The 12,852-nt window shown below is 52.2% G+C and carries 10 protein-coding genes, 1 riboswitch and 1 other annotated feature (1 of these 12 cut by a window edge); of the genes, 6 read left to right on the forward strand and 4 right to left on the reverse strand.

Going from position 1 to position 12,852, the window contains the following annotated elements:
- Nucleotides 1-104 precede the first annotated feature (104 nt).
- Complete coding sequence (speC, locus tag C6362_RS05865; RefSeq protein WP_014015815.1) at nucleotides 105-2,264, forward strand: ornithine decarboxylase; 2,160 nt, start codon at nucleotides 105-107, stop codon at nucleotides 2,262-2,264.
- Between the two features lie 311 nt (nucleotides 2,265-2,575).
- On the opposite strand, the gene metF is transcribed toward speC, so the two are convergent.
- The 3 genes from metF to C6362_RS05880 form a co-directional block, all read right to left on the reverse strand.
- On the reverse strand, nucleotides 2,576-3,430 hold the full coding sequence (gene metF, locus C6362_RS05870) for a methylenetetrahydrofolate reductase [NAD(P)H] (RefSeq protein WP_014015816.1): 855 nt from the start codon (nucleotides 3,428-3,430) through the stop codon (nucleotides 2,576-2,578).
- A 198-nt stretch (nucleotides 3,431-3,628) separates the two neighbouring features.
- On the reverse strand, nucleotides 3,629-4,459 hold the full coding sequence (locus tag C6362_RS05875; protein ID WP_014015817.1) for a MetQ/NlpA family ABC transporter substrate-binding protein: 831 nt from the start codon (nucleotides 4,457-4,459) through the stop codon (nucleotides 3,629-3,631).
- Nucleotides 4,460-4,601: 142 nt separating this feature from the next.
- Nucleotides 4,602-5,858: an RNA-guided endonuclease InsQ/TnpB family protein gene (locus tag C6362_RS05880; RefSeq protein ID WP_106699288.1), complete on the reverse strand. Its 1,257-nt coding sequence runs from the start codon at nucleotides 5,856-5,858 to the stop codon at nucleotides 4,602-4,604.
- Nucleotides 5,859-6,064: 206 nt separating this feature from the next.
- Nucleotides 6,065-6,158: riboswitch (SAM riboswitch) on the reverse strand.
- Between the two features lie 131 nt (nucleotides 6,159-6,289).
- Between C6362_RS05880 and C6362_RS05885 the strand changes: the two genes are divergently transcribed.
- The 5 genes from C6362_RS05885 to C6362_RS05905 all read left to right on the forward strand — a co-directional run bounded on the left by C6362_RS05885 (nucleotide 6,290) and on the right by C6362_RS05905 (nucleotide 11,036).
- Nucleotides 6,290-7,123, forward strand: a complete 834-nt coding sequence (locus tag C6362_RS05885) for a MetQ/NlpA family ABC transporter substrate-binding protein (protein ID WP_014015819.1) — start codon at nucleotides 6,290-6,292, stop codon at nucleotides 7,121-7,123.
- A gap of 360 nt (nucleotides 7,124-7,483) precedes the next feature.
- Nucleotides 7,484-8,299, forward strand: a complete 816-nt coding sequence (locus C6362_RS05890) for an energy-coupling factor ABC transporter ATP-binding protein (protein WP_014015820.1) — start codon at nucleotides 7,484-7,486, stop codon at nucleotides 8,297-8,299.
- A complete protein-coding gene (locus tag C6362_RS05895; RefSeq protein ID WP_041647453.1) occupies nucleotides 8,299-8,982 on the forward strand; it encodes an energy-coupling factor transporter transmembrane component T family protein in 684 nt (227 codons plus the stop codon). Before C6362_RS05890 ends, C6362_RS05895 begins: the two co-directional genes overlap by 1 nt.
- 12 nt (nucleotides 8,983-8,994) lie before the next feature.
- Nucleotides 8,995-10,470, forward strand: coding sequence for a tryptophan transporter (locus tag C6362_RS05900; protein ID WP_014015822.1), 1,476 nt, complete (start codon nucleotides 8,995-8,997; stop codon nucleotides 10,468-10,470).
- Nucleotides 10,467-11,036, forward strand: a complete 570-nt coding sequence (locus C6362_RS05905; RefSeq protein ID WP_014015823.1) for a GDSL-type esterase/lipase family protein — start codon at nucleotides 10,467-10,469, stop codon at nucleotides 11,034-11,036. Before C6362_RS05900 ends, C6362_RS05905 begins: the two co-directional genes overlap by 4 nt.
- A gap of 244 nt (nucleotides 11,037-11,280) precedes the next feature.
- Here the strand turns inward: C6362_RS05905 and C6362_RS05910 are convergent, their stop codons facing one another.
- Nucleotides 11,281-12,618: an MFS transporter gene (locus C6362_RS05910; RefSeq protein ID WP_014015824.1), complete on the reverse strand. Its 1,338-nt coding sequence runs from the start codon at nucleotides 12,616-12,618 to the stop codon at nucleotides 11,281-11,283.
- A gap of 66 nt (nucleotides 12,619-12,684) precedes the next feature.
- Nucleotides 12,685-12,852 (reverse strand) — a binding site (T-box leader); it runs 71 nt beyond the window's last position.

Here is a 12,852-nt window from a genome sequence, read left to right on the forward strand (position 1 = left end):
TATTTGCGAAATATTTTTCTTGCTATTCATGGGGGAATTGCGTACAATAGGGCTGTACTATTTTACAATATCAATGCAAAGGAAGAGGATAGGGAGAGAAGAATATGAAACATTTGAAGATAGCTTACAGCTTTGATGTACAGTATTATTTCGTTGACAGCGACCGGGAAATCGTTCCTATTGAGCAGACGGATTTCACCGATGTGGCCGTAGCGGTTATTTCGGACCAGGATTTTGCCTACATCGACAAGATCGATGAAACGGGATTCGGAATTCCCATCATGGTCATCATGCCGGGCGGCGAGAAGATGCCGGACCAATATATTGATAAAGTCGATGTCGTCTTTACGGAAGAAATGGTCAATAAGAGCCGCTGCATTTCGACAGCCGAACGGTTGGCCAGCCGTTATGAACATGCTGTGCTGCCGCCGTTTTTTGCCGACCTCGTCGATTATGTCAGTGAAAAGAATACGCCTTTTGACTGCCCGGGCCACCAAGATGGCCTGTTTTTCAAGAAGCATCCGGCAGGACGCTATCTTTATGATTTTTATGGACCTCATATTTTTCAATCCGATATCTGCAATGCCGATGTAACCCTTGGTGATTTGCTCATTCACGAAGGGCCGGCCTTGGAAGCCCAGGATTTTGCAGCCCAAGTCTTCCATGCAGACAAGACTTATTTCGTCCTCAATGGGTCTTCGTCGTCTAATAAGGTCGTCACCAACGCCCTTTTGACGCCAGGGGACCTGGTCCTTTATGACCGCAACAATCACAAGTCCGTGGCCCTCGGGGCCCTCATCCAGGCCGGGGCGACGCCGGTTTATTTGGAAACGGCCCGCAATCCCTATGGTTTTATCGGCGGCATTGACGCCCATTGCTTCGATGAAACGTATCTGCGCCAATTGGCAGCCGAACGGGATCCGGAAAAAGCTAAGGCCCAACGACCTTTCCGCCTGGCTGTTATCCAGCTCGGTACTTATGACGGGACGCTGTATAATGCCCGCTATGTCGTCGACCGTATCGGTCATCTCTGCGATTATATCCTCTTTGATTCGGCCTGGGTCGGCTATGAACAATTCATTCCTATGCTCAAGGACTGCTCGCCGCTGCTCCTCGATTTGCATGAAGATGACCCGGGAATCATGGTCGTCCAGTCGGTCCATAAGCAGCAGGCCGGTTTTTCTCAGGCTTCGCAGATTCACAAAAAGGATAATCATATCCATAACCAGTCACGCTACTGTAACCACAAGACTTTCAACAACGCCTTCATGGCCAACGCCTCGACGAGTCCTTTTTATCCTATGTTCGCAACGATTGCCGTCAATGCCAAAATCCATGCCGGTGCGGCTGGCCGCAAGATGTGGATGGACTGTGTGAAAATGGGTATCGAAGCCCGCAAGGATATCCTGCGCCGCTGCCATTATATCCGGCCTTTCGTAGCGCCGACGGTCCACGGCAAACCCTGGCAGGATGGCAATACCGATGACATGGCCAATGACCTGGCTTATTTCACCTTTGAACCGGACGCCAAATGGCATGCCTTCGAAGGCTACGGGCCGGGACAATATCTCGTCGACCCGTGCAAGCTCCTCTTGACGACGCCAGGCATCAACGCCGAATCGGGACAGTACGAGGATTTCGGCATCCATGCCAATATCTTGGCGACGTATCTGCGCGGCAACGGCGTCATTCCGGAAAAATGCGATTTGAACTCAATCCTTTTCTTGCTGACACCGGCTGAAAATAAGAATAAGATGCGCCTCCTCGTATCCCAGCTGGTCCGCTTCGAACGCTTCGTCGACCATGACGTCCCCATGCAGGAAGTCCTTCTCGGCGTCTACAACTCGCATCCGGACCGCTATGCAGGCTATACAATCCGCCAGCTTTGCCAGGAAATGCACGATTTCTATAAGGTACGGAACGTCAAGGACCTGCAGAAGAAACTTTTCCGCCGCCAATACTTCCCGGAATACGCCATGAATGCCCAGGAAGCGCAATACGCCTTTATCCGTGGCCAGGGCGAACTCGTGCCCCTCGATGAAATCGAAGGCCGTATCGCCCTCGAAGGGGCCCTGCCCTATCCGCCGGGCGTCCTCTGCGTCGTCCCGGGTGAACGCTGGTCCCATACGGCCGTCCAGTACTTCAAGGCATTGGAAGAAGGCCTCAATGAATTGCCAGGTTTCGCCTCGGAAATCCAGGGCGTCTACCTGGAAAAAGAAGACGACGGCCGCATCCACGCTTATGGGTATGTGCTGAAGGAATAGTGCGGTACGAAATCTCGTCAAATGCGTAACGGGCTCGCCACGTGCGAGCCCCTACATCGAATACGGGATTCCTGCAAATACTTTTTTATGTCAAATGGGAATTGTCCCCAAACAGCGTAGGGGTCGCCATGTGGGCGACCCGCGTGAATTTTGTGTATAGCCTGAATTTATGACAAAAGGGATTGTACATGATGACGTTTGCCATCATGTACAATCCCTTTTCGTGTGTTTTTTACGATGAACGAACTGTGGGCCGCCGTTATGGCGGCCCCTACGATGAACGACGAACGGCCTACGATGAACGATGCCCTCTACAACAATGTCTTGACAGCTTCGGCGATTTTTTTTGCGATATACGGGTTATTCATGGTGTAGACGTGGATGCCGTCTACGCCGTTAGCCAGGAGATCGGCAATCTGGTCGACGGCGTAGGCGATGCCGATATCGCGCATGGATTCGGGAGTGTCACCGTATTTGGCAATGGCCCGCTGGAATTTGATGGGGAGCGTGGCGCCGCACATGGTGACCATGCGTTCGATTTGAGCTTTGTTAGTGACGGGCATGATGCCGGCTTCGATGGGAACATTGATACCGGCAATTTCACAACGTTCGAGGAAGCGGTAGAAAAGGGCGTTGTCGAAGAAGAGCTGGGAAATGAGTTCGCTAGCGCCGGCGTCGACTTTGGTCTTCAAGTTGCGGATGTCGGCGGCCAGGGTCTTAGCTTCGGTATGCCCTTCAGGGTAGCAGGCGCCGATGACGTTGAATTCCGGCGCTTGTTCTTTGATGAAGGCCACAAGGTCGCTGGCGTGTTCGAAGTCGTGCGCCCGTTCGCGGCCCGGGACTTCATCGCCACGCAGGGCCAGGATGTTTTCGATGCCGGCTTCTTTCAGTTCTTTCAGGTCCTGCAAGGCTGCTTCTTTCGTCAGGTAGATGCAGGGCATGTGAGCGGCTGTTTCGCAGCCCAGGGCTTTGATGCGGCTGGCGACTTCGACCGTGCGGTTGCCGCCGGTACCGCCGGCGCCGCAGGTGACGCTGATGAAGTCCGGATGGAGTTTGCTCAGTTCTTCCAGCGTCGGATAGACCGTTTCGATGGGAATATCCTTCTTCGGCGGAAAGACTTCAAAAGAAAAGACCGTTTTTTTGGCAAAAAGCTCGTTCGTATGCATATATTGTTTCCCCCTTGATTTTACAGAATTCCGTGGACTGCATGATGAAAAGCAACCCCTCAGTCAGCTGCGCTGACAGCTCCCCTATTAGGGGAGCCTTCCAGACAATAATCATTGTAAACAAAAGGACCGCCGCGAGCGCGACAGCCCTTTTCGGATACTTTCATTATATGGGATAACGAAGTCAATGTCCAGCTGTTAGAAGCTCGGCAGGATAGCACCCTGGTATTTGTCTTCGATGAATTTCTTGATTTCCGGAGACTGGAGGGCTTTGACGAGTTTCTGGATTTCCGGACGGTTTTCATCACCTTCGCGGATGACGAGGACGTTGGCATACGGCGAATCCTTCGGTTCCAGGAAGAGCGCGTCTTTCAGCGGATTGAGACCGGCTTCCATAGCAAAGTTGGTATTGATCAAGGCGATGTCTACGTCATCGATGGAACGGGGAATCTGAGCGGCTTCGAGTTCGACGAACTGGAGGTGTTTATCGTTCTTTTCGACGTCCTGTACGGTCGACGTGATGTTACCGCCATCTTTCAAGCCGATGAGGCCGGCACTCTGCAAGATGAGGAGGGCGCGGCCGCCGTTGGTCGGGTCATTGGGGATGGCGACTTTGGCGCCGTCAGCGACGTCTTTCAAGTCCTTGACTTTATGGGAATAAATGCCCATTGGTTCGACGTGGATCTTAGCGATGGCTTTCAATTTTGTGCCGTGTTCGCTATTGAATTTGTCGAGGTACGGTGAATGCTGGAAGAAGTTGGCGTCGATTTCCTTATCGTTCAGGGCCAGGTTCGGTTTGACATAGTCCGTGAATTCGACGACTTTCAGGTCGACCCCTTCTTTGGCCAGGAGCGGTTTGACTTCATTCAGGATTTCACCGTGCGGTACGGGCGTGGCGCCGACGGTGACTGTCGTGTTCTTGGAAGACGAGCCGCTGGAAGCGGAATCACTGCCGCAGCCGGCAGCCAGGACGGCGATGGCCAGCAGGGCTGAAGCGGCGAGAATGGAAAGTTTCTTGAGATTTTTCATAAAGATTCCTCCTAATGATGTAGTATAGACTTTTCTGTTCCGTCATTATCCTTGAACCTCTCCCGCTTATAGAAGCGGGAGATTCTTGAGAAATTTGATACATGGACTAACGCCTGACAGCCTATTCCAAAGGAGTTAGCTGTCAGGATATCCTTATTCTCAAAGGGCTGTCCAAAAGCCCCTTACACAGTCCCTCGAAATCGAAGTTCTGCTTACTTTTACGGAGTATGTTGTATGCTCCATTCACATCCGCGTTGGCCATCCTGCCATCGGCGAACTGGTACAAGCCACGGTGGATACGCTTCCCACTGAACGTGCCAGTATACGGCTGTTCAGGATTATAGACAGGAATATCGTCTAAATCCAAGCAACTTGCTTGAGAAGTGTAAGATTCTTCCTGTTCGATATATCGCATACCGTAACGCTCGCAAAGTCCTTCCAGTGTTTCACGCAGATTACCGAAACTGATTTGCGTAAACTGCTGGTTGGTTATCCTACCCAGGTCGATACTACGTTTAAAGTCACCGTTATAACCACAGACGATGGTTCCGATACGGTGTTCGATACAGTAGTTGATGATATAGCGGGCAACCTTGCGGAGGTAGTCCTGTGTCCGATTATTACGTTTTCTTGCTAAGGCATAGAGCCTGTGCGTTTTCTTCTGTCCTTGTTTGTCGGCAATCCCCTGATAGTAGGCTTTCTGCTTGTTCCAATACTGGTTGATTGATTTAAGTTTACGCCCGTCCATGATGAACGCCGTCCCGGTGTTGGTCACGCAAGTTGCCAGATTTTCAAGACCGATGTCGATAGCAAGGACATTGTCCGGTGAAACGTCTTGAGGTTCTTTCTCCTGAAGATAGTAATACTGGATTTTGAAGTATCTGCCATTATATATGGGACAGATACGGACTTCCTTGATGGTTTTCTCTTTCAGTCTTGCAGGGAAAGGGATTTTGATTGGCTTACGGCCATGCCGTTTAGAAAATCCCCGACTCATGGGGATCGTCAAGAATCCATCTTTTACGTTTATGGCGTTCGTGGAGAGAATCAGGTTGAACATGCCGCCTTTTTCCCGATAGTGAGGCATTTTGATGTCCTTGAAGCGATATTCTCCTGATTTTGCCTTTTTTATGAGATTGAAGAATGACTTGAAACTGCGGTCAGCCACCTTCAATATCTGCTGAGACACGCCAGCCTGCAACAGACCGTAGTTTTCGTTTTCCTTGCAGACATGGTAATTTTCTTCGTATTTCAAGAACTTCTTCTCTTGGAAATAGTATTGCCTGATGTTGTAGAGAGCCACGTTGTAGAGGTTGTTGCTGTATTGGCACATCTCCCGCAGCATGGCATATTCTTCTTTGGAAAGATTTCTGATGACATTTGATTGAGTAAGATACACATTTTTCACCTCCTTTTTTATTATATGATTATTATGTGGGAAATAGTGATGATTTTTAAGATGAGTTACAGCGTTTTTGTGCTTTTTACGGGCCTTGGACCCACTCAAGCACCGCCATTCATCCCCCACCTAAGAGGTGGGAGTCTTCTGGCGGGAAAAGATAAAAAAGACCTCTTTCCGAAAGAGAAAGAGGTTTGATGGCTGATTCTTTATCTCTCGGAATAATCCGCAGGAATTGGCACCGTCGTTATCGGTTGCCGGGCTTCATAGGGCCAGTCCCTCCACCACTCTGGATAAATGTCGTTCTAAAGTTGTCTTGATTCTTAGTTTATCATGGATAGGCTATTTGTCAAGGTCTATCTTAAGGGCATTGACAAAACTATACTAAAAGCGTAGTATTTAGACAACAATCTAAAGAGGGGGAATCAGTTATGATTCAATGGAAAAAGAAATTTTTACCGCTTGCCTTATTAGCCGTATTGGCTGTCGGCCTTGCCGGTTGCGGCGGTCAGGGGGATAATGGCCAGAGTGCCGGCAGCAGCGACAAGGAAATCAAGATCGGAGCCACAGCGGGTCCTCATGCTGAAGTCGTCGAAGCCGTGGCTAAGGAAGCAGAAAAACAGGGGATTCACATCAAAGTCGTCGAATTTTCCGACTACATTACGCCGGACAAGGCCCTGGCTGATGGAGATATTGACTTGGTCAGCTACCAGCATAAGCCATTCCTGGATAATTTCAATAAGCAGAATGGTACGGATTTAGTACCTATTGGCAACACGATCCTCATGCGCATGGGGATTTACAGCGATAAATATAAGAGTGTCGACGCTTTGCCCGACGGAGCTGTCATTGCTATCCCCAATGACCCGACTAACGGCGGCCGCGGCTTGGCGCTCCTTCAGCGCGCAGGGCTGCTGAAACTTAAAGAGGGCGTAGGATTCAAGGCTACGCCGGCTGATGTCGTCGATAATCCCAAGCATTTCCAGTTCAAAGAAATCGAAGCGGCCCAGCTGCCGCGCAGCCTCGGTGACGTCGATGCGGCTGTCATTACTATGAACTACGTCATGAGCGCCGGCCTTAACGTCAAGGAACAGGGCATCTTCTTGGAACCGAAAGACGAACCGCTGGCCGTCATGGTCCTGGCTGTCCGAGCTCAAGATAAGGATAATCCGACATACAAGAAGATTGCTGAAATCTTCCATTCCGATGGCGTCAAGAAATTCATTGCCGACAAGTACAACGGTACGATTGAACCGGCTGAATAAGCGGTGTAAGGCTTGACAATGAGCGCCTGACAAGTATATAATAAAGCAAAATCTAAATGGATTTGTCGATGAACGAAACGAGTATATCTGATGTGGCAGTTCCAGCGAGCCGATGGCAGTGGGAGTTCGGCACGGACCGGCGGATAGAATGGATTCGGGAGATGCGGCCTGAACGGTGACCAGTAGGGTGCGACGGTGTATTTCCACCGCTATCAAAGAAACGTGTATCGCTATGGGCCGTACATGTAGAGCTGGACTCACTGAGTCAATCTGGGTGGCACCGCGGAAGAAATCGAACCTTTCGTCCCTGTATAGGGACGGAAGGTTTTTTGTTGTCTTCAGACAGAAGGGGAGAGAAAGATGCTGGAAATGAAAGATGTCAGTTTCAACTACGGCAACGGCGTACCCGTATTGGAACACATAAATGTAAAAATCGGTGAGGGCGAATTTATCGGCCTCGGCGGCCGCAACGGCTGCGGCAAGACGACGGTGACGCGCCTGCTCATGGGATTGGAAAAGCCCGTATCCGGGGAGATTCTCTATGACGGAAAGGTCATCAACAACGACGATGCGTCGGTACGCAGCCATTTCATAGGCTACGTCTTCCAGCGGCCAGAACGGCAGATGTTCCGGCCGACGGTCCGCGAAGAAGTGGCCTACGGGCCGCAGCAGCTGGGCATGAGCCGCGATGAAATCCGCCAGGCCGTCGACGAAGCCTTAGCTGCGACGGAACTGACGGAACTTTCGGAAGCTTATCCGCCTAACTTGAACCGCGGGGAAAAGCAGCGCGTCGCCATCGCTTCGGCCATCGCCATGCATACGAAATACATCGTCCTCGACGAACCGACGAGCGGCCAGGATAGTGAAGACAAGGACCAGCTCATGGCCTTGCTGACGGACCTCAATAAAAAGGGGATGACTATCCTCATCATCAGCCATGATATGGATATCTTCGCCGAATACTGCCAGCGCGTCCTGGTCATCGGCAATCATACGAAAGCCTTTGATGGGACGCCGCAGGAATTGTTCACGCAGCGCGACGATTTATATGACCTGGGATTGAGTCGGCCCGACGCCGTTACCTTGTCCCTGGCAATCCCGGATTTTCCTTACTGTAAGTCGATGAAAGAATTCACAGCAGCCATGCTGGAACGGATGGGAGGTACCCGCAAATGATGAAGAACCTGGTTCCTGTTACAAAATTGATTGGCACCTTTGCCTTTTCTTTCTGGGCCCTGGTCATGCATACGACCTTGCCCTTAGTGATTTTAGTCGTTATCGAACTCATTCTCTTAGGCTTATGCGGCAGCTTGGCGCGCAATATCAAGGCCGTCTTCAGCCTGGCCGTCTTTGCCGTTTTCCTGGCTGTCGTCCAGCTCCTGGGCGGCGGATCGTTAGAATCGGCTTATGTGACGGGCCTGCGCATGCTGGCCATGACGATTGTCTTCATCATCTTGTTGACGACGACGCGCCTGCAGGATTTGACGGCGGCCCTGGTAAAGCAGATCAAGATTCCTTATGAATATGCCTTCATGTTCACGGCGGCTTTGCGCTTCGTGCCGGATTTCATCGCTGAAAGCAAGGCCGTCCAGGAAGCTCAGGCCTGCCGGGGGTTGTCGACGAAGGGCAATGTCTTTAAGAAAGTCATCAATTATATGAGCGTCGTCCAGCCGCTGATGCTCAAATCGTTAGGCCGGTCGGAAACGATGGCCCTCAGCCTGGAACTGCGCGGCTTCGGCAGCAATGAACACAGCTTCATGAGCAATGTCCGTCCGAAAGGCCGGGATTATGTGGGCATCGTCATCATGCTGGCTTTGAGCTGCTTTGTCGTCTACTTGCGCTTGCAAGGTTTGGTTTAGGAGGGGAACACGATGAAAACTGTGGCAGATATTTCCAAATTAGAATTCCATCATCGCCAAGGCGGCCAGTTCCGCTGGATTACCATTACGACGCTCATGTTGGCCATCGGTACGATTTTACACCTCGTCTCGCCGAGCGTCGGTGGCGTTACACCGAACTGGACCATCGCCACTTATTGCGTTGCCATTTGTCTGACCAAGCCGAGCTACAAGCAGGCGCTGGGCATCGGCTTAGTCGCCGCTTTAGTCAACGTCCTGACCTCGAAGTCGGGCTTCCCTTACGGCAACCTCATCAGTGAACCCCTCGGCGCCCTGACTTGTACGTTCATCGTCAAGAACCTGGCCTTCATCAAGTTCAAAGGCCATTCGTGCCTGCCCGTCCTGACCGGTTTTGCAGCGACCTGCATGAGCGGCGGCGCTTTCGTCACGATACTGAAGTTCGTCATGAATTTGCCGACGGTCGTCTATGTTACGGCCATGCTGCCCCTGGTCGTCGTCATCGGTGCCTTGAATGCCGTTGTCACACCGCTCATGTATTTCCCGGCCCTGCGCCTCTTCGTTTCCCGGGGCATCCTCGATTCCCTGGAAGAACAGGAAGTCACGTCGGACCACAGCATGTATGATTTGAAGCCGACCCAGGATGGCCTCATTTCCATGGAACATTTGTCGTACATCTATAATAAGCAGAAGACACCCGTCCTGGATGATGTCACCATGACCGTAAATAAAGGTGACTTCCTGGTCATTACCGGTGAAAGCGGCAGCGGCAAGAGCTCCCTGTGCATGGCCATGACCGGTGCCATCCCGCATTATTTCGGCGGCGTCATGAAAGGGATGGTCTATGTCGACGGCCAGGCGACGACACAGACGACCATTTCCCAGTTGGCGACCCGCGTCGGCGCCATGCTCGATGACTACGACAGCCAGCTTGTTGCCATGACCGTCGAAGAAGAAATCGCCTTCAGCCTGGAAAACCAAGGCGTTGCACCGGATAAAATAGGCCAGGCCATTACGGAAGCCCTGGAAAAGGTCAACATGACGCCGTACCGCCACCGCCAGGTCACCAAACTGTCCGGCGGTCAGCGCCAGCGTCTGGTCATCGCCGACGTCCTGGCGACTAATCCGGATATCCTCGTCTTCGACGAACCGACGTCGGCCCTGGACCCGGAAGGAACCCATGAATTCTATGAATTGATTCACGATTTGAACGTCAAATACGGCCATACCATCGTCGTCATCGAACATACGCTGGAAGCGGCCCTGCCCTATGCCAACCGGCTGGTCCTCATCGACCACGGCCACATCCTCAGCGATGCCGATGTGGAAACGACGCTGCGCTATATGTATGACCATAATATTTGTACCAGTGCCATCCCGAAAATCTTCGCCTGCCAGATGGACCTGGAAAAAGCCGGCTGCCATTTCGATGCCCCGTGGCTGTCGACGGACGTTGCCGTAGCGGCTGTCCAGAAAGCCGTCCAGCCGTGAAACTCCTATGCTTGGGCGATAGTCTGACGTATGGTTTTGCCGTCCAGCCTGACCAAAGCTGGACGGCCCTGGTCTCGGCTAAAAGTCTGATTCATATCGACAACGAAGGTCAATGCGGCGATACGACGACGGGCATGGTCTATCGCCTCCATCAGTTCGACCTCAGCCGGTATGACGCCTTCTTCGTCATGGGCGGATCCAACGACATTCTCCTCGACGGGGACTTGGAGAATATCTGCCGGAATATACGGAATATCGTCACGACGTTCAAGGCCCAGGGAAAACCAGTATATCTGGGCATCCCGCCGCTGACTACGATGGAGAGTGCCATGTACGGTTGGCAGAACGCCAGAGACGTAGAAAAACACAATGACCAACTGCGTCAGTATCGGCAATGGCTCCTTTCGTATGGCAAAGAAACGGGCTGTCATATCATCGACTTCTATGAAGCCCTGTTCAATGCCAAACGGCGGACTGGCCGTAACCTCTACGCCGACGGCGTCCATCCCAATGCCGAAGGCTACGCCGTCTTGGCCCGGGAAGTACTGAAAGTGATGGGGGGTTAGTGGCTCGTGATTCGTGGTTCGTAGCTCGTAGGGGCCGCCCAAAGGGCGGCCCGCCTGATTCACTAAAAAAGCACTGTCTTTATGACAGTGCTTTTTATGAACTATAGGGGCGCGCATGTGGCGCTCCTACAATGTGGGCTACGAACCACCAGCCACTAGCCACTAGCCACTAGCCACTGATTTACGGGATTCCCACAACGGGCCGCCCTTTGGGACGGCCCCTACAGTGACATCACAGATGTCGTTAATGCCCGGCTGTAGGCTGGACAGTGGCCTTTGCATCGAGGAGAACGTCTTTTTTGGTGGCGCCATTGACTTTATATTTCAAGGTCAGGACCAGGACGCCGGCGCAGAACATGAAGGCGGCCATGAGATAGTAGCCCATGTCGAAGCTGCCCGTTTCAGCCTGGACCCAGGCCATCATGTTCGGTCCGAACATGCCGCCCAGGTTGCCGCAGGAGTTGATGAGGGCGATGGAGCCGGCAGCGGCCGGGCCGGAAAGGAAGGTCGTCGGGATGGTCCACCATACGCCCATGGAAGCATGGATGCCGATAGCCGACAAGCAGATGAGGAACAGGGCGACGCCCATGTTGTGAGCGAACGGCGACAAGCCGAGGCCGATAGCACCGACGGTGAGGGCGCCGAAGACGTGCCATACTTTATCGCCTGTAACTGTAGCCGTATGGCCGATGACCAGCTGGACGACGAGGGCTGCCATCATGGGGATAGCGATAGCTCCGCCGATGAGCGACGTGGACCAGCCGGAGAGGTTCTTGAGGACGGTCGGCATCCAGAAGTAGAAGCCCCAGAAACCGACGACCCAGAGGAAGTAGATGAGGCAGAGCTTTAAGACTTTAGCATCTGTAAAAGCCTGGAAGACCGTGTATTTCTTGACGCTTTGCATCTTGGCCTGTTCTTCCTGGTACATAGTGGTCAAGTATTCTTTTTCAGCATCCGTCAGCCAGCTGGCCTGGTCGGGACGGTCTTTAACGGCAAAGAAGAAATAGAAAGCGAAACAGAGGGCCGGGATGGATTCCAGGATGAACAATTCCTGCCAACCTAAGAGGCCGAAGAAGGAATGTTCCAGGAGAACGCCGGCAATCGGTGCGCCGATGATGGTCGAAAGGAGCAGGGACGTCAACATGAGTGACGTAGCCCGGGCCCGTTCAGAGGCTGTGAACCAGCGGGGGAACAGGAGGGAGTAGATGACCGGGTAGAGGCTGGCTTCCGATGCGCCTAATAGGAAGCGGCACAGGTAGAACTGCCATTCCGTCGTGACGAAGGCCATGCACAGACTGACGGCGCCCCAAGTGAACATGATGCGGGAAATCCATTTCGAGGCCGAGAACTTAGCGGCGAACAGGGAACCCGGGATTTCCAGGAGCAAGTAGCCGGCGAAAAAGATGCCAGCGCCGAAACCGTAGACTTCCGGCGACAACCAGGACAGGGTCTGGGTCATGGTCAGTTTGGCGTAGGAAATATTGACGCGGTCGATGCAGGCTATAATCGAGACGAGAAAGACCGGTAAAATGATGCGAAGATCTCTCCGTCGTTTCAGACTGTCGAAATTGATGTTTTCCATGATGAATTCCTCCTATTATGAGTCATATAGTCATAAGATAAACATGAAATAAAAAAACTCCCGTCCACAAGGGACGGAAGTTTATATCCGCGGTACCACCCAATATTCCTCACCAAAAAAGCAAGGCACTTTTCAACGTACTATCATACGCGTTTCCTGTAACGTGGATCAGACGGTGCAGTTTACTCATTTCAACTGCAATTCTCAGAGATGATTTTCCATTTTCCTTCCACC

The sequence above is a fragment of the Megasphaera elsdenii DSM 20460 genome, assembly GCF_003010495.1.
Classification (GTDB): Bacteria; Bacillota; Negativicutes; order Veillonellales; family Megasphaeraceae; genus Megasphaera; species Megasphaera elsdenii.